The sequence below is a fragment of the Lysobacter terrae genome (genome assembly GCF_054782215.1).
Genome location: NZ_BAAGSX010000010.1, coordinates 89420 through 110687 on the forward strand (window position 1 = coordinate 89420; position 21268 = coordinate 110687).

Genomic DNA, 21268 nt, shown 5'->3' on the forward strand with positions numbered 1-21268 from the left:
GGATCGCGCCGTTTGCATTGGATCTGGTGGGCGGTACAGGGTTCGAACCTGTGACCCCTACCATGTCAAGGTAGTGCTCTACCGCTGAGCTAACCGCCCGCTGCAGCCAAACCCCGCTGCGAGGGGCGCGCAGTGTAGCCCGGCAGCGGCATCGCGGGCAAGGCTTTTTGCCCGCCTGCCGGCTCGGAATCCGACCCCGCAGCCGTACCTAGGCCGCGAACCCCGCCTCGCGCAGGCGGCGCAGTTGGTCGCGCACGGCGGCCGCTTCCTCGAATTCGAGGTCGCGCGCGTGCTTGTACATCTTTTGCTCCATCGCCTTGACCCGCGCGGCGAACTGGGCGGGGCTGAGCGCCGCATATTCGGCGGCCTCCTCGGCCACCTTGCGCGCCCGGCCCTTGGCCTTGAGCGCATCCGGATCGACGCGCGCTCCTTCCATGATGTCGACGATGGGCTTGGCGACCGAGCGCGGCGTGATGCCGTGAATGGTGTTGTATTCGACCTGCTTGTGGCGGCGGCGGTCGGTTTCCTCGATCGCGGCCTTCATCGATTTGGTCATCGTGTCCGCATACAGGATCGCCTTGCCGCGCACGTTGCGCGCGGCGCGGCCGATGGTCTGGATCAGCGAACCGGCCGAACGCAGAAAGCCCTCCTTGTCGGCGTCGAGAATCGCGACCAGCGATACCTCGGGCATGTCCAGGCCCTCGCGCAGCAGGTTGATGCCCACCAGCACGTCGAATACGCCCTTGCGCAGGTCGCGGATGATTTCCACGCGCTCCACGGTTTCGATGTCCGAGTGCAGGTAGCGCACGCGCACGCCGTGTTCGCCGAGATATTCGGTCAGGTTCTCCGCCATGCGCTTGGTCAACGTGGTGATCAGCACGCGGTCGCCCATCGCGACACGCTCATGGATTTCGCCCAGCACGTCGTCGACCTGGGTCGCGACCGGGCGGACCTCGACTTGCGGATCGATCAGGCCGGTGGGACGCACGACCAGCTCGGTCACCTGCCCTTCGCTATGCCGCAGCTCATACGGGCCCGGCGTCGCCGACACGAAGATCGTACGCGGGGAACGCAATTCCCATTCCTCGAATTTCAGCGGCCGGTTGTCCAGCGCGGACGGCATGCGGAAACCGAATTCCACCAGCGTTTCCTTGCGCGAACGGTCGCCCTTGTACATCGCGCTGATCTGCGGAACAGTCACGTGCGACTCGTCGACCACCAGCAGCGCGTCGGGCGGCAGGTAATCGAACAGGCACGGCGGCGGCTCGCCCGGCATGTGCCCGGTGAGATGCCGGCTGTAGTTTTCGATGCCGTTGCAGTAGCCGACTTCCGCCAGCATCTCCAGGTCGAACTGCGTGCGCTGCGCGAGACGCTGCGCTTCGACCAGCTTGTTCTGGGCATAAAGCTGTTCCAGGCGCTCGCGCAGCTCTTCCTTGATCGCAGTGACCGCGTCCAGCACGGTGCGGCGCGAGGTCACGTAATGCGAACCGGGATAGATCGTATAGCGCGGCAGCTTGCGCAGGGTCTCGCCGGTGAGCGGGTCGAACATGGTGAGGTTTTCGATCTCGCCGTCGAACAGCTCGATGCGCAGCGCCTCGGCATCGCTTTCGGCCGGATGCACGTCGATGACTTCGCCGCGAACGCGGTAGGTCGCGCGGCGCAACTCGGTGTCGTTGCGCGTGTACTGCATTTCGGTGAGGCGGCGGATCAGCTCGCGCTGTTCGATGCGTTCGCCGCGCACCATGTGCAGCACCATCTTGAAGTATTCGTTGGGGTCGCCCAATCCGTAGATCGCCGACACCGTGCAGACGATCAGCGCGTCGCGCCGTTCCAGCAGCGCCTTGGTCGCCGACAGGCGCATCTGCTCGATGTGCTCGTTCACCGAGCTGTCCTTCTCGATATAGGTATCGGAGGACGGCACGTAGGCTTCCGGCTGGTAGTAGTCGTAGTAGCTGACGAAGTACTCGACCGCGTTGTGCGGGAAGAACGATTTGAACTCGCCGTAGAGCTGCGCGGCCAGCGTCTTGTTGTGCGCCATCACGATCGTCGGCTTCTGCACCTGCTGCACGACGTTGGCGACGGTGAAGGTCTTGCCGGAACCGGTGACGCCCAGCAGGGTCTGGTGGGCCAGGCCGTTCTCGAACCCGGCCACCAGTTTTTCGATCGCCTGCGGCTGGTCGCCGTTCGGCTGGTACGGCGAGACCAGTTGGAAGCCTACGGGATGGATCAATTCGTTCATGGGGCCTGCGGGGGAGACGAGGCAATCGCTGAGTGTAGCCAGTCCCGGTTATGCGGGCGGGTGCGGCGTTTTCCTACCCGACAGTGCGGGCCCGGCCGACGGGCAGCCATGAACGGCTCAGCGAGCATGCCGGCGTACGCGACCGGAGATCCTGAATGCGCCCGCCCCCGAAAGGATTCACCCTGATCGAAGCCCTGATCGTCTTGTGTGTCGTGGCGATTCTGCTAGCGATCGCCGTGCCCGCGTGGTCGAACGCGCTGGCCGCGGCCCACTCCGGGGCTGTGCGCGCCGATTTGGCTGCCAGCCTGCTGGCCGCGATCCGCCACTCGTCGTTGGCGGGCAGCGAGGTGGTTATCTGCCCGGTCGCGGCAACGGCACAATGCAGTGGCGCGGCGAACTGGGACCAGGGCTGGATGGCTTTCGCCGACCTCAACGGCAACCGGATCGCGGACGCCAACGAGACCCGGCTCGGCACGCATGAGGCGCTCCCGCACGGGGTCCATCTGCGCTCGACACAGGGACGAAAGAAGATCGTTTTCCAGCCCAACGGCGGGAATGCGGGCTCGAACATCACCTTGACGTTGTGCGACGCGCGAGGCGTCAATTCGGCGACCACCCTGGTGCTTTCCAACACGGGAAATCTTCGGGGCGGCAAACCCACCTCGGCAGCGGCCTCGAACTGCGTTTACGGCAATTGAAGCAGCCGAACGGGCTTGACCCCTGCCCGGCCCACACCTACCATACGCGTCCCGCCCGAATAGCTCAGCCGGTTAGAGCACTTGACTGTTAATCAGGGGGTCGTTGGTTCGAGTCCAACTTCGGGCGCCAAATTTGTTTGAAAAAGGCCTGCAGCGATGCAGGCCTTTTTTGTTGCCCGTCGAGCGGAAACTGCTGACGCGCCGTCGCCCGAAAACAAGAAGCCCGCCTTTCGGCGGGCTTCTTAGCATCATGGGCAATCGACCGGTGTGACGGTGTAGTTGTTGTCTTGGCCCGTATTGTTGCCTGTGTACTTACAGGTATACGACTCCGTCGAGGAATCGAGCTGCAGCGTCAGCGTCAGCGCGGCACCGTTGGCGATCGACCCGTAGTTGACCGTCGTCGCTTCCGCAATCAGCCCCGCATCACTCGGCGAGCTGCTCACCGCACCGCCGCCCGAAGCGCTCAGGATGCTGTAGTTGCGGCACATGTTGATGGTCTTGCCCTGCCCGTTGAACGTATGCGAGAACGTCGTGTTCGTCGCCGTGTCCGTGCAGGTCAAGGTCGCCTGCTTTATCGAGTCCTGGGTGTTGTAGTGGCCGACCGACAGCAGCTGCGAGCCGGTCAGCAGCGTCGTCGTACAGGTGTACGGATTCGGCCTGGACCCGCCATTGGTAGCGTAGTTGCACGTCGTGTTGGGCGCACTGATCGTCGGATACGACGACGTCGTGTCGCCGAACGTATAGCCGGTGAACGTGACGCTATAGCTGCCGCCGTTATTGCCGCTACTGCCGCCCTGGATGCGGAACTGCTGGTTATCCGTCCAGGTGGAAGCGTCGTCCGTATCGATTTCGCCCGTCTGCGTGGTCAGACCGGTATTGGAACGGCGCATCGTCGCGATCGCGTCGATGGTCTGGTTGTTGGTCGGACTGCTGCCAGGAGTGACCTTGCCGCGGATCGGCGTCGTATCTGTCGAGGTCTTGAATTCGCCGTTCGTCACGACGATCTGCGAACCGCTCTGTGGTGTCCAGTTCGCGAGTTCGCTCAGGTTGATCGACGTGAACGGAAGCACGCGCAGCACGCATTCGCGCAGGTCGGTGCTGGTCGGCGCGCCGCCGCCGGAGGCGGTGCAGTTGTTCTTCGCGTCGTTGATCGCCTGGACGGCTTCGTCCTCCAGGTAATCCACGTACAGGCCGCGATCGTGCAGCCACTTCATGCCGCTGCTGGAATTGATATCGATGGTCGCCGGGTTATTGAGCGAATGCGTCGATTCCAGCGTCGTCACCGTCGCCGGCGAGGTCAGGGGCAGGATGTTGTTGTAATTGCCCGCAGCGGCGACCACCTTGGTGTTGAGGTAGTCCAGAACGAAGTTCTGATAGTTGGTCGTCGCCGTTGCCGTGGGCAGATAGGCGCCCGTAGAACCATCGTTCTTCGTCTCCAACAGGTTCATGTAGTCGTTGTACATGTCCGCGGCGACGCGGAAGAAACCGTCGACGCGAATGAGGCGACAGGCTTCCGTATAGGTTCCGGTGAGCCGCGGCCCGGCGATGGAACCGGTGGACGAATCCAGCAAGTAATGGCCGCTCACGTGCGAGGAGTTACGCGGGTCGAACTTGGCGCCGGCGACACCCGACGGATCGTGGTGGTCGCGGCAGCACGCCGTGCACAGGCCGCTCTGCGACGAGTTGTTGTTCAGGCTCGCTTCGCCCGCTAGCGGCGCGTAGCTGGCATCTGCAGGAGAGACGTAGCGCGTACCGTCCCAATAGGTCGGACGCTTGGCTATCGCAGTGCTGCTGCGGGTACCGTAGTCACAGGTGCAGCCCACGACCGCTGTCTCCACGCGCGAGGTCGCCAAGGCCGTGGCCCCGTTGGCGCCCGTGTAAGTCAGCACGTCGAAGCGGGTTTCGATCAGGCGCTGGTTGTTGCTGTTGCCTGCGGTGATCGGCTTCGGGTTGGTCGCTGCAGTATCGGTGTTGTCGCCGATCGCGATCGGGATGACGCCGCCTTCGGTCGTCGGGTCGTGGATCATCACCTGCGGGCCGCGAACGGCGCCGCTATTGGTCATGCGCGCGAGTTTGGCGCTGTCGGCAGGCGAAAGCGCGGCGATGGCGTCTTCCAGACTGACCGTCTGGCCATGGCCTTCCGCATCCGTCCAGCCGACATTGACCTGGATGCGCTTGAACTCGTTATTGGCGACGTAGGTTGCAGCGGTCGCACCGGTGTTGGTTACCGAGGCGAAGCTGCCGCCTGCGGTCGGATACGCGTAGCGCGTGACCGTCCAGGAGCGCGTAAAAGTGACGCCGCCGATCGTTTGCGCGGTGTCAGTGCCACCGGTGATCGCCTGGTAGTCGGAGGTCGTCTTGTAGCCGCGGTAGTACTCGAGCTTCTCCTGCGCCAGGCTCAGCCCCACTGACTGGGCCTTGGCTTCTGCGGAGGCCTTGAACAGCGCGCCTTGCAGCGCCGCCAGCGCCAGCAGGCCGAAACTGAGCACGATGACCGCGATCAGCACTTCGATGAGGCTGAAGCCTGCGGCGCGTCGGGATGAGGTATGAGTAGTCATTGCATCTTCCTCAGAACGCGGTCTTGGCATCGAGCCAGGAGCCAGGGACGCGCCCGAACTTGGCGCTCTTCGGCAACTTGTGGGTATCGCTGGAAACAGAGGAGTCGTCGTAGATGACGGTCAGGCTGCCGTTGAAGTCGACACTGCCTTCGACCACGACCGCGCCGAACACCTTCGCGTTGCCATTGCCGCGCATCGAAGCGGACTGGTCGTCGCTGTGAAGGAACAACATGCCGTAGAACAACAGCTGGGAACCGATGTGCAGTTCCGTCGATCCCTGGTTGATGACCACGATCGCAGGACTTTCCGGGGTTCCCACCTGGGTCGGCAGGCTGGTGCACGCGCCGGTGACGTAGATGATGCCGCTGGACGAAGAACTCAGGCCGGAACAATCGGCCATGATCTCGGGATCGAATTCCTCGCGCATCACGTAGTCGAAGCAGTTCTGGGTACCCGTGTCGCCGCAATTGACCAGTGTGGTACCGGTGGCGTCGTGATCCGCGACTACGTTGGTCACCGGATTGAAGGTGTATTCGAACAGCGAGTCGTCGGTGTTGTCGCCGACCTTGTCCAGCCCGGCGCCCGGGAAAAACGTGATGTCAGGGAGCGTGCCGAGGTTGCTGTCCACGTCGAGAATGTCTTCGCGCTCGCGCTTCACCGAGCCGGCGTGGCCAGACAGATAGGTCGTGGCCGTATCCGAGGAGGCATCGCAGCCGCAGGCGTTATTGCTGGTGGCGCACGTGGTCTTCAGATCGGCCTCAGGCGTGGACTTGAGGTAGTCACCGACATAGCAGGTCGAAACGCTGCCGACGCCGCCACCCGAAGTGGCCTCGATGTCCACGTCATGGGGCGACCAGATCGAACCTGGCAACCCGTAGCCGCCGGCGTTCGGCGCGGCCACGATCTGGCCGTTACCCAGGCCCTGCACGTAGCCGCTGGCGATGAGCGGAACCGCGGCGGTCGGCACGAAGGAGCTGTAGGTTGCCCAGGCTTCCTTGGCTTCGGCCTGCCCGGATTCGTTGGTCAGCTGCGCGTCGGAGATTAGGTAGAGCGCGACGCGGTTGCCAGACGTAGGCTCCAGTGCGCACTGGACATTGGAAGGATCGCTGGTGTCCAGGCGGCACAGCAACGCGCGGACATTGGTAGTCGTCGCGAAGGCCGCCGTCCCGCCCATGCCCGCTTCCGCCTCGGCGACATCGGGAATGATGCTGCGGTAAGGCAGTGCCTGATTGCCGTCGACGGCACCAGTGTCCGTCCAGAAGTACAGCTTCGCGCGGCGAGCCGGAAAACGCTCCGAGAGGCAAGGATGGCCCGTCGGGAAGTCGGCGTCCGCGGTACCCACATCCGAGCACTTGACCCAGCGGCGGTTCGCCCCGGTCGCGAGCCAGCCGGTACCCGTATTCGAGATCAGCAGATTGCGGTTGGCCTTCAGGTACTCGCCCGCCAGATTGAGCGCGTATTCGGAGGCGGACTGCGCCATGCGGGCGCGGTTCTCATTCGTCGTCGTGCGCTGCTCGAAGAAACCGACGTTGCTGGAGAACACGACCATCAGCGAGATGATCACCAGCAGGATCAGCGAGATCGCCAATGTCGTGACGCCGGATTGGCGGCGGCGCGCTGCGAGACCTGCGGGAAAATGGTTGCGATGAGCGATCATGATTTCGGGCCTCTTACGGCGTTGGCGCAAGTGCACAGTCGTTGGCGTCGGCACGCAGACAGTCGGACCTGACTTTCACGTTCGATTGAACGGAGCGGCTGATGGTGCTATCGGACACCAGCACGCCGGTCAGGTTCAGGCGATATTCGCGGATGCGCAACGGCATGAAACCGGTGGATGCCGCGATTTCCTGAATACCGTGGCTGACGCCGGCGGCTGCCGTGTCGTCGATCGTGAAAGTCTGGACGTCGAGGACGCGCGGATCACTCAACGGGCACCAGCCGGAGGCCGTGTTGCAGGTCGGCGGATAGGCGGAATAATCCGGCTGTGCGCCATCGCAGGAAGGATTGACGGTGGCGGTACTTTCTGCGACTTCGATCACGCCGATGTTTCTTCCGCCGATCGTGGCGATCGCCCGGCGTATGGCGCGGATTTCCGAATTCGCCTGGTCGATGGCGCCGGGAGTACCCGGTTCGCGGTCATAGGCGTACTTGATGCAATTGGCGCCGGCAGTCTTTTCCAGATAGATCGGCGCGAATGGAGATACGTCGGTGGAGGAGTTGCTCGCTACATAGTCCATCGCGTTTTCGTCGTAGCCGGCACGCCTCAGCTCGTCGACCAGGTGATCGTTGACGTTACGCAATTCCTGCGTGAGCTTGGTGGAACGGGTGAACTCGGAGTTCGCCCGCACGCTGGAGACCGTGAACGCCAGCACCGCGCCGACGACAATCATCCCGGCCACCAGGGACACCATCAGCTCCACTAGGGAGAAACCGGTTTGTCGTGGAATCCTGATCATGGCGCGCATGTCCGGGTGGAATATTCCGTAAGAGTCATCGGCGAATCGGTAGGCTGGCAGAGATAGGCACGCGCCCAACGATCGACATAGAACCTCAAGCGGTAGTTGTTGCCGCCTGGCGACTGCACGGTCAGACCGCCGTCGTCATCGTCGTCGCTGAGATAGCCGCGCTTGGGATCAATGACCCCCAGTCCTACAGTGTCGCTGTCGGTAGGCCCAAGCGTCGGATTGCCGACCGGCGTGACGTGCCGCCAATCCGATTGCGCACTCGGGTACTGACTTACGTTGCAAGCACCGCCAGTGAAACAGTCGCAGGCCGAAGTACCGGTAGCGGCACCGATGCACATGTCCGTTCCGGACGTGCGAACTGTGACCGCGATCACCTGATTGCGCTTGAGCGCTTCGAGCCGCGCATTGGCCCAGAAGGAAACCAGCTGGTCACCCGCCCCCCGCACCGCCACCCGCTCGCGAAAATCGACGAACGCCGGCACGGCCAATGCGGTGAGGATCGCCAGGACGGCGATCGCAACCATCAGTTCGATCAGGGTAAAGCCGCGAATTTTCTTTCCCCAAGTCCCGTATTGCATGGGAGCCCCCTCGGCAGCAGAGCCTAAGATCGCCCACCGTTTCCGAGGCAGCAAGCAGCTACGGATGAACGGCCAGCATCTCCGGACAAAGGGCGGCAGCTGGAACGTCGAAAATGGAGCGTGATGTTAGGATGGCCCAGTCGACACATGGGGGGTGCCAGATGCGCAGCCGCAGGGGTTTCACGCTTATCGAACTGGTTGTGGTGATCGCCATTGTCGGGATCCTGGCAACGATCGCCATTCCCACGTTCATGGACCAGATCCGCAAGAGCCGCCGCTCCGACGCCATGCAGGCGCTCAGCGAGCTGCAGCTCAAGCAGGAACGTTGGCGCGCCAGCCACACCACTTACACCAGCACGCTGTCCGACATCGGCGGCGAGTCCCCGCTGCCGAGTGGTTACTACACCGTTGCGGCCAGCACGCCCGCGGATGCGAGCGGCTGCACCTGCAGCTCGTCGACCTGCTATGCGTTCACCGCAACGGCTACGGGTAGCCAGGCCAGCGACAGTAAATGCGCAACGATGGTGCTGAGCGTTCAGTGCGGCAAGGTCACGAAGACGTCGACGCCTTCGGGTAATACCTGCTGGTAACCGACAACAGGTAGCCGTAGGACGATCTTGCAATAGAGAAATCGAGAACCGCTGGCCTGAATCAGGCCAGCACCCGATAACAAGGTTTGTACTCCCCGGCGATCTTCATACGCCGCTGCTCGACGAACGCCCGCAACAGGGCATCCAGCGAATGCATGATGTCGGCGTCGCCATGGATCTCGAAGGGGCCATGCTCTTCGATGCGACGCATGCCGTCTTCCTTCACATTACCGGCGACGATGCCGGAAAACGCGCGGCGCAGGTCCGCCGCCAGTTCGTGCGGCTTGCGGCCGTGGTGCAGATCGAGCGCGGCCATCGCCTCGTGCGTCGGGACGAAGGGGCGCTGGAACGCTTCGGGAATCTCCACGGACCAGTTGAAGAAGAATGAGTCCTTCTGCGCGATGCGGTGTTCGCGAACCTTGCGGATGCCAGCGGTCATGCGCCTGGCGACCTCGGCGCTGTCGCCGGTGATGATCTGGTAGCGGCGCGTCGCTTCGTCTCCCAAGGTCAGGCGGATGAAGCGATCGATCTGTTCGAAATACGGCGCCGACGTGGTCGGTCCGGTAAAGATCAGTGGGAACGGCAGACCCGCGTTTTCCTCGCGCAGCAGGATGCCCAGCAGATAGAGGATCTCTTCGGCCGTGCCAACGCCGCCCGGGAACACGATGATGCCGTGACCGAGCCGCACGAAGGCTTCGAGGCGCTTCTCGATGTCCGGCATGATCACCAGGTGATTCACGATCGGATTCGGCGATTCGGCGGCGATGATGCCGGGCTCGGTGATGCCGATGTAGCGCGTGTTGCGCTTGCGCTGCTTGGCATGCGCGATGGTGGCGCCCTTCATCGGCCCCTTCATGGCACCCGGTCCGCAGCCCGTGCAGATGTCCAGGCCACGCAGCCCCAGCTCGTAACCCACCTGCTTGGTGTAGACGTACTCTTCGCGCGAGATGGAGTGGCCGCCCCAGCACACGACCAGGTTCGGGTCGGCGGGCCGGAGCAGGCGCGCGTTGCGTAGCACGCCGAACACGGAGTCGGTGATGCCTTCGCTGCTGGCGAGGTCGCGGCCGCCCTCTTCGCCGAGTTCGATGGCGATGTAAGCCAGATCGCGCACGGCCGCGAACAGCAGGTCGGCGACACCGTGAATGATTTCGCCATCGACGAACGCCATGGCCGGTGCGTTGCGCAGGTCGATGCGCACGCCGCGATCCTGCTGCTGCACTTCGATGTCGAAGTGCGGATAGAGCTCGCGCGCCGCGCGCGGATCGTCCGAAGCGCTGCCGCTGGTCAGCACGGCCAGCGCGCAACGGCGCAGCAGATCGTGCATGCCGCCGGCGGAGGCATCGCGCAGGCGCGCCACTTCGGTGCGCGAGAGCACGTCGAGTCCGCCGCGCGGATAGATGTGGGTGTTCACCGTCGGCAGACGGGTGTCGATGGATTCGAGGTTTGCGTTCATTTTTCCGACTCTTGCGTTTCTTCGTCTTAACCGGGCGACTCTAGCGCAGCGGCGCCCACAAAAAAACGGCCGGGTTTCCCCGGCCGTTTTTGCACTGCTTTGGTTCCGACAAACTGATCAGAACTCGTACTTGAAGCCCACCTGCGCCGACCACTGCGAGATGCCGTTGGTCTGGCTGTCGGCATTGGTCGGGATGCCCTGCGCGATGGTCTGGCCGAATTCCGGCGTGCCGGCAGGCGAATTGCCGCGGTAGCTGTAAACGTACTTGCCGCCGTTGATACCGACCAGGGTGGCAACCGAGTTGTTGGCGTTGAAGCCGTAGTCGATGACGTGGCCCCAGTCCTTGTTGATCAGGTTGCCGACGTTCTGGATGTCCACCCAGACCTTCGACTTGTGACCCTTGAAGAAGCCCGGCAGCTCCTGGCTGATGCGCAGGTCGAAGGTGTTGACCCAGGAAGCACGGAAGCCGTTTTCAGGGGCGAACTGGCCGCGGTAACGCTGCAGCTCGGGGTGGGCGTCCATGAAGCGCCAGAAGTCCGCTTCCATCTGCGCATTCGGCGTGAACACGCCGGTGGCGCTGATGGTGCCGAACTTCACGTCGCCCGGGCCGGCCGGCACGTAGAACAGGTCGTTGAAGGTACGGTTGTCGCCGTTGGCATCGCCGCTGAAGATGTAGCTGTACGGACGGCCGCTGCGGCCTTCGTAGAACAGGCCGACCTGGGTGTGGTAGTCACCGAAGAACGCGTGCTTCCAATCCAGGGAGCCGCTGAAGCGGTCCTTGATCTCGTAGCGCGCCGTGCTGCTGGTCGGCTCGTTGATGTTGAAGCCCAGCTGCGACCCGAAGCCCGAACCGGCGGTCGAGCTGGTCAGCGCGGCCACTTCTTCGGCATTGGTGTAGGTGTAGCCCAGGGTCCACGACCAGTCGCTGCCGGCGAACGGCTTGTTCAACGAGACCGTGAGCTGCTGGCCCTTGCCCTTGTTGGTGTTCTCGATCAGGAACACGTCGCCGAAGTAGGTGTTGCGGCCGAAGCGCGCGCCGTTGGCCGGAATGCCGCCGGTGGCGGTGGTGTTACCGAACGGACGCGGGCTGTTGGGATTCCAGTACAGCGTACGGCCGTACGGATCGGTGTAGCCCGGACCCACGTTGAGGGTGCGGTAGAACAGGCCGTTCTTGACGTCCGTCAGCAGCACTTCGGCCGAAGCGACGATGCCGTACCACGGCAGTTCGTGATCCATCGCCAGGTTGGCCTTCCACACCGACGGCAGCTCGAAGTCGTCCGCGATCGCATTGACGTTGCGGACACCTGTGCCGCCCGCCGGAATCGACGGAGCCAGGCCATTCGCGGTGAACTGGACGCCGTTGTCGCAACGGCCGTCGGCGTTCGCGTCCACGCAGACCAGGTTCTGGTACGAGATGTAGTTCATGCCCGTGCTGCTGTAGGCATTGCCGACCCACACCTGCGGCGCATCGCCCTGGAACAGGCCGACGCCACCGCGCAGCTGCGTGGGACGCTCGCTGTCGAAGGTGTAGTTGAAGCCGAAGCGCGGCTGGATGATGAACTTGTCGCTATAGGTGTGCGAGTTGTCGATACCGAAGCCACCGGTGTAACCCGCGCCGCAAGCCGCATTGGCCGTGCCCGGGGCCGCCGCGAAGCAGGCGTTGAACGGCGGAGCCGGAGTGGCTTCCGGACGATCGCCGCGCACGCCGAGGGTCAGCGTCAGCTTGGAGTTCACGTACCAGGTGTCCTGCAGGAACAGGCCGAGGTTCTTGCTGGTGTAGCGCGCCGCGATCGCGTTGGGATCGGTCGGATTGGTCTGCAGGTCGTAGTCGAAGTAACGGCCGTTGAGCAGGTTGGCGAAATTCGGCGTACCGGTCGGGCCGACCGGATTGTTCGGCACGTAGAAGCTGTAGTTGCCCCACGCGTCCTGCAGGAAGAAGTTGTAGATGTCGTTGTCGCTGTACTCGCCGCCGAACTTGACGTCGTGGTCGCCCAGCGTCCAGGTGCCCGACGCGAAGTAGTTCCAGGTCTTGGTCTTCAGCGCATTGCCCATCGAGCTACGCTCGGTGCCGATGCGGATGAAGTCGAGGCCGGAGGTGCTGTTGTTGTTCGTGCCGACCGGATTGTCGTTGCCGTTGCCGACGATGCCGTCGTCGAAGAAGATCTGGATAGTCGGCGCGTGGGTCGGGTTGACGCGGATCGCGGAATAGTCGCGGTACGAGACCTTGAACTCGGTCGAGAAGTTGTCGGACCAGTCGCTGAACAGCTGGCCGACGTAGCTCTCCACGGTCTTCTCGTGGTTGAACCAGTTGGAGCTCAGCGACAGGCCGCTGGCGCTGGAAGCTTCCGGACGCACGCGGGTCTGCTCCAGCTTGCTGTAGCGCAGGCTGGCGCGGTGGTTGTCGTTGATGTTCCAGTCGACCTTCAGTGCCTTCTCTTCAAGCTCGGTGTCGCCGCCGGTCAGGCCGCCGGCATCGAAGCCCCACACGTCGCGGGCGATGCGCTGCACTTCGGCCACGTCCGCGGCGTTGAAGTCGGCGCCCGCCACCAGCGGGTTCGTACCGGTGCTGCTGCCGGCCGGACCGATCTCGGTCTGCTTGAACTTTTCGTAGTTGGCGAAGAAGAACAGCTTGTCCTTCAGCAGCGGACCACCGAAGGTCGCGCCGTAGGTTTCTTCCTTCTTGTATTCGTCGAACGGCCGATCGGTGACGTCCAGCGTGCTGCCCGCGACGCGGGTCGGGTAATCGCCGAACCAGTCGCCATCGCGGTAGGTGCCGTAGATCGAGCCGTGGAACTCGTTGGTGCCCGACTTGGTAACGGCGTTGACGTTGGCGCCAGCGGCGCCGGCGACTGTCACGTCGTAGCTCGACAGGTCGATGTCGATGGCTTCGATGGCTTCCATCGAGACCGGCTGGCGCAGGGTCGGCATGTTGTTGCCTTCCAGGCCGAAGGTGTCGCTGGCCGACACGCCGTCGATGGTGATCTTGTTGAAGCGCGGATTCTGGCCGCCGGCGGTGATGCTGCCCGAGGCGCGATCGGTGAAGGCCACGCGCGGGTCGAGGCGCATGAAGTCCTGGATGTTGCCGTTCATCGACGGCAGCGCCTGGATCTCCTGCTGCGTAACGCTGGTGCCCGAACCCATCTTGTTGGCGCTGAACACGCTGGCGCCGCTGATGGCGACGGCCTGCACGGCTTCGAGCGTGGTGACATCGCCGGTCAGTTGCGCGTTCACCGTGGCGACCTGGTTCAGCGGCAGGTACACGCCGTCTTCAGTGTCGGTGCCGGAGCCCGACTTGGTCACGGTGATGGTGTACGGGCCGCCGACACGCAGACCGCGCGCGTTGTAGCGACCGCTCGCGTCGGTGACGGCGCGGCTGATGGTGCCCGATTCGTTGTGCGTGATGGTGACTTCTGCGCCGACGACAGGTGCGCCGCTTGCGTCGGTGACCATGCCGCCAACACCGGCGGAGGTGCTTTGCGCGAACGCAGGTGCAGTTGCGAGAACGGCGAGCAGGCCAAGCGTGAGCTTCGACATGCGGACGCGGTTGGATTGAGTCATTGTTCGGATGCCTCGAAGTGAAAAAACGGAAGACAAGCGGCGACAGGCCCGCGTCCTGCCGGCCCTTATGGCGAAAACTTCTTTTGGAACCCCCTGGACCCAGCCGCTTGGCTGGGTTAACGCCAGTTTAACCCATACTATGGCGTTTAGATTTCACTTTCTTGACCGGCGCCACAGTCTGGCGGGGGGCGGGGGGTATGGAACCGGTCAGGCCCCCGGGACCGGGATGCGCAGATAAGTCCCCAGGCCGTCCAGGAACATCTGGACCGAAATGGCCACCAGCAGCATGCCCATGAGGCGCTCGACCGCGATCAGCACGCGCGTGCCCAGCCATTTGTAGAGATAGGTGGCGCTGAAGAGGATCGCGGCGGTCGTACCCCAGGCCAGCAGCAGCGCGAGGCTCCAGTCCGCCAGGCGGCCCGGGTCGTTGCTACCCATCAGCATGACCGCCGCCATGCCGGACGGCCCCGCCACCAGGGGAATGGCCATCGGCACGATGAAGGGCTCGCCATCAGGCAGTTCCCCCATCAGCCCCTCGGGCGGCGGGAAGATCATCCGGATGCCGATCAGGAACAGGACGATGCCGCCGGCGATCGATACCGACTCCTGACGCAGGTGCATCAGCTCCAGGGCGTACTTGCCGCCCCACAGGAACATCATCAGCACGCCCAGGGCGATGGTGAGCTCGCGTGCCAATACGATGCGCTGACGTCGCGCCGGCAATCCCCGCAACAGGCTGAGGAACACCGGAATGTTGCCCAGCGGGTCGAGGATCAGGAATAGCAGTAGCGCGGCGGAAGCGATCGTCATCGGCGCAGTAGGTTACGCGGCGGCGGGAGCCCAGATCTGGCCGCGGTGCGGGGCGCCCGCAGCGGACAGCAGGGTAACGCAGTGCGGCGCATACGCCTCGGGGTCGCGGGCGATGCGATCGTTCTCCTCGACATAGGCCTTGGCGCGTAGCGGCGTGCGCATCGGACCAGGCTGCAAGCCGGAAATGCGGATCTTCGAGGTGGCCAGCTCGGACTGCAGCATGCCCACCATGCCGGCGAGCGCGTGCTGGGCCAGGCCGTAGCCACCCCAGAACGCCTGACCGACCCGCGCCAGGTCGTCGAGCACGAACACCACCGCTGCATCGTCCGCCTTGGCGAGCAGCGGGAGACAGGCCTGCGTGAGCCACCAGCGTGCGGTGAGGTCGACGTGGATTGCGCGCGCGAACGCTGCTGGGTCGGTCTGAAGCAAGGGTGTGAGCCCCGGGAAGTTCGCCGCGCAGTGCAGCACGCCATCGAGGCGGCCGAGCTCGGAGCCGATGCGCTCCGCCATCTCGGCGTAGTCGTCGGCGGAGGCGCCTTCAAGGTCCAGCGGATACAGCAGCGGCTCGGCACCCGCCGCGGCCACGGCGTCGTATACGCGGTTCAACCTCGGCACCTTGCGGCCAAGCAGTACCACGGTCGCCCCCGCACGCGCGCACGCGACGCTCGCCGCGGAGCCCAGGCCGCCGTGTGCGCCCGTGATCAATACGACGCGGCCTTGCAGTACCGGCTCCGCCGCCGGCGCGGAAGCGGCGCTCACTGCTGCTGGGCTTCGCTGATCATCCGGGCGAGTTCGCCGGATTCGAACAGTTCGAGGGTGATGTCGCAGCCGCCGATCAGCTCGCCGTTGACGAACAGCTGCGGGAAGGTCGGCCAGTTCGAGTAGCGCGGCAGATTGGCGCGGACCTCAGGGTCTTCCAGCACGTTGATGGTGTGCAGCTGCGAGGCGCCCGCGGCCTTCAGCGCCTGCACCGTGCGGCTGGAAAAGCCGCACATGGGGAACTGCGCGGTGCCCTTCATGAAAAGGACGATCGGATGGCCTTCGACTTCGGCCTGGATCCGCTCAATGACAGACATGGACTGCTCCTGCTTGGCGCTGCATGGACGTCACTGGAATGGCGCGTCCCCGGCAAGTGAGGACCGGGCAGCTGAACGTGGGGATACAATGCGTATTGTAAAAGCTTTCTCGCTGCCCCCGATGCGATCACCGGATCGTTGCGGACGGCGCCCCCAGCTTCCACTCGCCAGCAAGGAGCCAGCCATGGCCATCGAACTGCCCCCGCTTCCGTACGAACGCTCCGCGCTCGAGCCGCACATTTCGGCCGAGACCCTCGAATATCACTACGGCAAGCACCACCAGACCTACGTGACCAACCTCAACAACATGATCGCGGGCACCGAGTTCGCGGACATGCCGTTGGAGGACATCATCCGCAAGTCGCAGGGCGGCATGTTCAACAACGCGGCCCAGGTGTGGAATCACACGTTCTATTGGAACTGCCTCAAGCCCAATGGCGGCGGCGAGCCGACCGGCAAGCTGGCCGAACTGATCAACAAGGCCTTCGGCGACTTCGCCAAGTTCAAGGAAGAGTTCACCAAAGTCTCGGTCGGCACCTTCGGCTCCGGCTGGGGCTGGCTGGTGCAGCGCCCGGACGGCTCGCTGGCCCTGGTCAGCACCTCCAACGCCGGCACGCCGCTGACCGGCGAAGACAAGGCGCTGCTGACCTGCGACGTGTGGGAGCACGCCTACTACATCGACTACCGCAACGCGCGCCCGAAGTACGTCGAGGCCTTCTGGAACCTCGTCAACTGGGACTTCGTCGCGTCGAACCTGCGCTGACCCGCGCGGTTCTCGGCAAAGAGACGAAAGCGGCCGGGGCGACCCGGCCGCTTTTCTTTTGCCCGGGACTTTGCCGAAACTGACCTTTGGCACCTCGCGACGCCCGATGGAGCGCATAAGCTGCCGCCCAATCCCGAACGGACCTTGCCATGGCCACCGCCGCGCTCCCTGCCCTGCTCCCGTATGCGATGACCGCCGGCATCGGCCTGATGTACTACCGCCGCATCCGCCGCCAGTTCGGACGGCAGCCGTGGCAACCCCGGCGCACGATCGCGCGCATCGTATTGCTCTCGCTGGTGTTGGGTTCGCTGGTATTGGCCGGCATCTTCGTGCCGGGCGCCGCTTGGGCCGTCTCGGCCGGATTCGCAGCGGGTCTGCTGCTGGGCCTGTACGGCGTGTCGCTGACCCAGGTCGACCTGATCGAGGGTCAGCGCACTTACCTGCCCAACCCGTGGATCGGCGGCGCGCTGTCGCTGCTCCTGGTCGGGCGGCTGGCCTGGCGCTTCATGCATGGCGGGTTCGTGCAGGCGCAGCCGGGCACGGGAGCCAGCCCGCTGACGCTGGCTTTCGCGGCGACGCTCATCGGCTACTACCTCACCTACGCGATCGTGCTGACCGTGCGCATGCGACGGCTTACGGCTTGATTCGGCGGCATTGAAAGCAGAACGGCCGGAGATTCCGGCCGTTTCTCATTGGGTGATCGAACCGCTTCAGCGCAGCGAGGCGATCACGGGCGCGACCTGCGCCTGCCTGCCCAGAGCAGCGCCGACACGCTTCAGCGTTGCGGCGAGATCCTGGGCCGCATCGGCGCGCAGCGTCGCGTGGCCTACCTTGCGTCCGGACCGCGGCTCTTTGCCGTAGTCGTGCCAGTGACCACCGGCTTCGCCCAGCACCGCCTTCGCATCAGGCATCGCCCCGATCCAGTTGAGCATGCACGCCATGCCGACCATGCGCGTATCGCCCAAGGGCAGGCCCAGCACGGCGCGCAGATGGTTCTGGAACTGCGAGGTTTCGCTGCCTTCGATCGTCCAGTGCCCGGAATTGTGCACGCGCGGCGCGAGCTCGTTCGCCAGCAGCTCGCCGCCGCGGCTGAACAGTTCCAGCGCGAACACGCCGACGTAGTCGAGCGATTCGGCCAGCTTCTTCGCATACGCGTACGCCGTTTGCGCGGTCGCGTCATCGGCCTTGGCCGGAGCCAGGCTGGCCGATAGCACGCCGTCGACGTGCCAGTTCTCGGTCAGCGGCCACGTGCGGAATTCGCCGTCGCGTCCGCGCACGGCCACGACGCTCAGTTCGCGCTCGAATGCGATGAATCCTTCGAGGATGAGCCCGACGGTCGATGCCTGCGCACCCAGCGCGTCCCAGGCGCCCTGCGCATCGCCGGGCGACTTGATACGGAACTGGCCTTTGCCGTCATAGCCCAGCCGCCGCGTCTTGAGAATGCACGGTGTGCCCAATTGCGCGATCGCGGCGTCGAGTTCTTCGCGCGTGGCGATCGCCGCGAACTCAGGCACGGGAATGCCGAGCTCGCGGAACAGCGTCTTCTCGGCCAGCCGGTCCTGCGCCACGGCCAGGGCGCGCGGTTGCGGAAAAACCGGAACGCGTTCGGCCAACCATTGCGCGGATTCGGCCGGAACGTTCTCGAAGTCGAACGTCGCAACGTCCACCTTGGAAGCGAATTCGCCCAGCGCTTTCTCGTCGCGCCAGTCGCCGACGATCAGCGGCGCGAACTGGCCGGCGCACGCGTCGGCCACGGTATCCATCACCAGGAAGCGCAGCCCCAGCGGCGCGCCCGACAGAGCCATCATGCGGGCGAGCTGGCCGCCGCCGAGAATTCCAACCGTCGTCATGGCGAGGCCCTACTTGCGCGGATCGTCGTTGGCGATCACGTCTTCGGTCTGCTTGGCGCGGAAGGCGTCGAGCGCGCTGCCGATGGCGGGAAACTCACCGGCGAGCATCGCCGCAGCGAACAAACCCGCATTCGCCGCGCCGGCATTGCCGATCGCGAATGTCGCCACCGGAATACCCGCGGGCATCTGCACGATGGACAGCAGCGAATCCATGCCGTTGAGCGCCTTGCTCTGCACCGGTACGCCGAGCACCGGGACCGCCGTCTTCGAAGCGAGCATGCCCGGCAGGTGCGCGGCGCCGCCAGCGCCCGCGATGATCGCGCGCAGGCCGCGTTGCGCGGCAGATTCGGCGTAAGAGAACAGAACGTCGGGCGTGCGATGAGCGGACACGACGCGGATTTCGTGCGGAACACCGAGGGCTTCGAGCCGCGCCGCAGCGTGCTGCATGGTCTCCCAATCGGAGCGCGAGCCCATGACGATGCCTACCAGCGGGCTTTGTTCGGTTGCTGCCATGACGGTTCCAGGCGTCAAAAAGGTATTCTACCGGCCTTCAGCCGCACCTACATCGTCATGGACCGCAAACTGCTGGACCTGCTCGTCTGCCCCACCACCCGCCAGCCGCTGGGCCTGCTCGACAGCCGCGGGTTGCAGGCGATCAATGCGGCCATCGCGGCCGGTGGCGTCGCCCGCGGCGACGGCAGCCTACAGAGCGAGGCCTTGCGCGAGGCCCTGGTGACCCGGGACCGCAAGACCGTCTACCGCGTCGACGACGGCATCCCGGTGCTGCTGGCCGAAGAGTCCCTGGCGACGGTACAGGTCGAAGGCTTCCCTGCCGCATGAGCACTGCGTCGAGCCGCGACTTCGCGCCACCGCCGGCCGAAGCCATCGAGGCCGACGTCGCGCGGGCGCTCGCCGAAGACATCGGCAGCGGCGACGTCACCGCGGCCTTGCTGCCGGATACGGCCGACAGCGCTTACCTGCTGTGCAAGGAAGACAGCATCGTCTGCGGCCGGCCGTGGTTCGACGCCTGCCATCGTGCGCTCGATCCGGACGTGCAGATCGCATGGCGCGTGGAAGAAGGCGAGCGCGTGCGCAAGGGCACGGTGCTGGCCACCTTGCAGGGGCGCGCCCGCGCGCTCGTCAGCGCCGAGCGCGCTTCGCTCAATTTCCTGCAGACCCTGTCGGCGACTGCGACGGTGACCGCACGTTACGTGGAAGCGGTGCAGGGTACCGGCGCACGCATCCTCGACACGCGCAAGACCATTCCCGGTCTGCGGCTGGCGCAGAAATACGCGGTGCGGGTCGGCGGCGGCGTCAACCATCGCATGGGCCTGTACGACGCGGTGATGTTGAAGGAAAACCACGTCCGCGCGGCCGGCTCGATCACCGCGGCGATCCGTGCTGCGCGTGCGACCTATCCCGCGCTCCCGCTGATCGTCGAAGTCGAAACGCTCGAACAATTGCAGGAGGCGCTGCGCGTAGGCTGCGACCGCATCCTCGTCGATGACTTCGATGCCGCCACGCGCCGGGAAGCGGTGCGCATCGCGCGTGCGGAACCGTTCAACGGCCGCATTCCCCTGGAAGTCTCGGGCGGAGTGGACATGACGACGCTGCGCGCGATCGCGGAGGACGGCGTCGACTGCATTTCGATCGGCGGCCTCACCAAGCACGTCCAGGCCATCGACCTGTCGTTGAAGCTGGGTCCGCCGCCGGGCGGCTGAGCCGTCTTCGGGCATGAAAAAGGCAGGCCATCGGCCTGCCTTTTATTTAGCCGCTGTCGTCCACGGCCCGCGCCGTTACATCAGTTGCTCAATACGATCGTGATGACGGCCGCCGCGACCGCGACGATCAGGCCGATCCACAGCCACTTGCCCCCGCTGCGCGAAGTGTTTTGCGGAGCCTTGGTCGCTGCGATGTGCACGGGCTCCTGGCCGGCAGCGCCGGACAGGCGGAAGCGCAGCTTGTCGAAGCCGATTTCGTCGCCCTTGCGGGCCCTTTCCTTGATCACCCGACGATCGTTGATGAAGGTGCCGTTGGTCGCAGACAAGTCTTCGATGACCACACCGTCTTCGCCCGGCACCAACCGCGCATGGACGCGCGACAGGCCCAGATCATTGATATGGATATCGCACTCCGGCGAGCGGCCGATGGTGACCGGCCCCTGCAGCGGATAGCTGCGGCCGAACGCGCCGCCGGTGAGGCCGCGCAGCACGTACATGGGCACGATCTGGCGCACCGCGGTCACGCCGGGATCGTCGTTGGCGGCATGCGGGTACCCGACTGCGGCGCTGTTCGCGCTGCGGGGCGCCACGGCATCGACGGCGGCAAGCCGCGCCAGCACGTGATCGAAGGTCACGCTGTCGCCGGGACGCAGTGCGATCAGTCCGTCAACATGGCGACCGTTGACGCTGACGGTGGTACCCGCGGGCACTTCCAGCATCACGCCGCTCGCGCTGACGTGCAGCTGGCAGTGCTGCGGCAGCACGCCCGGCGTGTCCAGCACGATATTCGAACCCGGATCGGAACCGACCTTGTTGACACCCGGCCCCAGCAGGACCTGCGGGTGCTCCCCACCTGGAAAAACCAGTTTCATCGGCACGTCGCCCCTCCCCAGCGGACGTAGACTTGTG

Annotated in this window: 19 protein-coding genes and 2 tRNA genes; 7 read left to right on the top strand and 14 right to left on the bottom strand. The window is 64.7% G+C overall.

The window, feature by feature from the left end:
* Positions 1-24: 24 nt before the first annotated feature.
* Positions 25-99: transfer RNA gene (locus ACYVJ8_RS15350), tRNA-Val, on the bottom strand.
* Between the two features lie 109 nt (positions 100-208).
* Entirely contained in the window at positions 209-2239 is a 2031-nt protein-coding gene (uvrB, locus tag ACYVJ8_RS15355) for an excinuclease ABC subunit UvrB (protein ID WP_460713976.1), read from the bottom strand.
* A 155-nt stretch (positions 2240-2394) separates the two neighbouring features.
* On the opposite strand from uvrB, the gene ACYVJ8_RS15360 reads away from it, so the two are divergent.
* Both ACYVJ8_RS15360 and ACYVJ8_RS15365 read left to right on the top strand, forming a co-directional pair.
* Positions 2395-2937: a GspH/FimT family pseudopilin gene (locus tag ACYVJ8_RS15360; protein ID WP_460713979.1), complete on the top strand. Its 543-nt coding sequence runs from the start codon at positions 2395-2397 to the stop codon at positions 2935-2937.
* A gap of 53 nt (positions 2938-2990) precedes the next feature.
* Positions 2991-3067, top strand: a tRNA-Asn gene (locus ACYVJ8_RS15365).
* A 118-nt stretch (positions 3068-3185) separates the two neighbouring features.
* Here ACYVJ8_RS15365 and pilV read toward each other — a convergent pair.
* Genes pilV through ACYVJ8_RS15385 form a run of 4 tightly spaced genes read right to left on the bottom strand, consistent with a single transcriptional unit; the run spans position 3186 to position 8538 of the window.
* Entirely contained in the window at positions 3186-5495 is a 2310-nt protein-coding gene (gene pilV / locus ACYVJ8_RS15370; RefSeq protein WP_460713980.1) for a type IV pilus modification protein PilV, read from the bottom strand.
* A 10-nt stretch (positions 5496-5505) separates the two neighbouring features.
* Positions 5506-7152, bottom strand: coding sequence for a pilus assembly PilX family protein (locus tag ACYVJ8_RS15375; RefSeq protein ID WP_460713982.1), 1647 nt, complete (start codon positions 7150-7152; stop codon positions 5506-5508).
* A gap of 13 nt (positions 7153-7165) precedes the next feature.
* Positions 7166-7960 (bottom strand): PilW family protein, encoded by a 795-nt coding sequence (locus tag ACYVJ8_RS15380; RefSeq protein WP_460713984.1) that lies wholly within the window; start codon positions 7958-7960, stop codon positions 7166-7168.
* The gene (locus tag ACYVJ8_RS15385; protein WP_460713986.1) at positions 7948-8538 is read right to left on the bottom strand and encodes a pilus assembly FimT family protein; all 591 of its coding nucleotides are present in this window, start codon (positions 8536-8538) and stop codon (positions 7948-7950) included. The genes ACYVJ8_RS15380 and ACYVJ8_RS15385 overlap by 13 nt, the downstream gene beginning before the upstream one ends.
* Positions 8539-8699: 161 nt before the next feature.
* Between ACYVJ8_RS15385 and ACYVJ8_RS15390 the strand changes: the two genes are divergently transcribed.
* On the top strand, positions 8700-9128 hold the full coding sequence (locus ACYVJ8_RS15390) for a type IV pilin protein (protein ID WP_460713988.1): 429 nt from the start codon (positions 8700-8702) through the stop codon (positions 9126-9128).
* A 61-nt stretch (positions 9129-9189) separates the two neighbouring features.
* Here the strand turns inward: ACYVJ8_RS15390 and ppnN are convergent, their stop codons facing one another.
* The 5 genes from ppnN to grxD form a co-directional block, all read right to left on the bottom strand.
* Entirely contained in the window at positions 9190-10581 is a 1392-nt protein-coding gene (ppnN, locus tag ACYVJ8_RS15395) for a nucleotide 5'-monophosphate nucleosidase PpnN (protein WP_460713990.1), read from the bottom strand.
* 117 nt (positions 10582-10698) lie between these two features.
* A complete protein-coding gene (locus ACYVJ8_RS15400) occupies positions 10699-14115 on the bottom strand; it encodes a TonB-dependent receptor (protein ID WP_460713992.1) in 3417 nt (1138 codons plus the stop codon).
* Positions 14116-14346: 231 nt separating this feature from the next.
* Positions 14347-14949: a MarC family protein gene (locus ACYVJ8_RS15405; protein ID WP_460713994.1), complete on the bottom strand. Its 603-nt coding sequence runs from the start codon at positions 14947-14949 to the stop codon at positions 14347-14349.
* Between the two features lie 12 nt (positions 14950-14961).
* The gene (locus tag ACYVJ8_RS15410; RefSeq protein ID WP_460713996.1) at positions 14962-15708 is read right to left on the bottom strand and encodes an SDR family NAD(P)-dependent oxidoreductase; all 747 of its coding nucleotides are present in this window, start codon (positions 15706-15708) and stop codon (positions 14962-14964) included.
* The gene (gene grxD, locus ACYVJ8_RS15415) at positions 15705-16025 is read right to left on the bottom strand and encodes a Grx4 family monothiol glutaredoxin (protein ID WP_460713998.1); all 321 of its coding nucleotides are present in this window, start codon (positions 16023-16025) and stop codon (positions 15705-15707) included. The genes ACYVJ8_RS15410 and grxD overlap by 4 nt, the downstream gene beginning before the upstream one ends.
* A gap of 184 nt (positions 16026-16209) precedes the next feature.
* Between grxD and sodB the strand changes: the two genes are divergently transcribed.
* Positions 16210-16788, top strand: coding sequence for a superoxide dismutase [Fe] (sodB, locus tag ACYVJ8_RS15420; protein WP_460714001.1), 579 nt, complete (start codon positions 16210-16212; stop codon positions 16786-16788).
* A gap of 149 nt (positions 16789-16937) precedes the next feature.
* Positions 16938-17432 (top strand): hypothetical protein, encoded by a 495-nt coding sequence (locus tag ACYVJ8_RS15425; protein WP_460714003.1) that lies wholly within the window; start codon positions 16938-16940, stop codon positions 17430-17432.
* A 66-nt stretch (positions 17433-17498) separates the two neighbouring features.
* Here ACYVJ8_RS15425 and ACYVJ8_RS15430 read toward each other — a convergent pair whose 3' ends face one another.
* On the bottom strand, positions 17499-18638 hold the full coding sequence (locus ACYVJ8_RS15430; RefSeq protein WP_460714005.1) for a 5-(carboxyamino)imidazole ribonucleotide synthase: 1140 nt from the start codon (positions 18636-18638) through the stop codon (positions 17499-17501).
* 9 nt (positions 18639-18647) lie between these two features.
* Positions 18648-19151 (bottom strand): 5-(carboxyamino)imidazole ribonucleotide mutase, encoded by a 504-nt coding sequence (gene purE / locus ACYVJ8_RS15435; protein WP_460714007.1) that lies wholly within the window; start codon positions 19149-19151, stop codon positions 18648-18650.
* A gap of 57 nt (positions 19152-19208) precedes the next feature.
* Here purE and ACYVJ8_RS15440 point away from each other — a divergent pair, with 57 nt between their 5' ends.
* On the top strand, positions 19209-19478 hold the full coding sequence (locus ACYVJ8_RS15440; RefSeq protein WP_460714009.1) for a Trm112 family protein: 270 nt from the start codon (positions 19209-19211) through the stop codon (positions 19476-19478).
* A complete protein-coding gene (nadC, locus tag ACYVJ8_RS15445) occupies positions 19475-20359 on the top strand; it encodes a carboxylating nicotinate-nucleotide diphosphorylase (protein ID WP_460714011.1) in 885 nt (294 codons plus the stop codon). Before ACYVJ8_RS15440 ends, nadC begins: the two co-directional genes overlap by 4 nt.
* An 80-nt stretch (positions 20360-20439) precedes the next feature.
* On the opposite strand, the gene ACYVJ8_RS15450 is transcribed toward nadC, so the two are convergent.
* A complete protein-coding gene (locus tag ACYVJ8_RS15450; RefSeq protein WP_460714014.1) occupies positions 20440-21231 on the bottom strand; it encodes an FHA domain-containing protein in 792 nt (263 codons plus the stop codon).
* Positions 21232-21268: the final 37 nt, after the last annotated feature.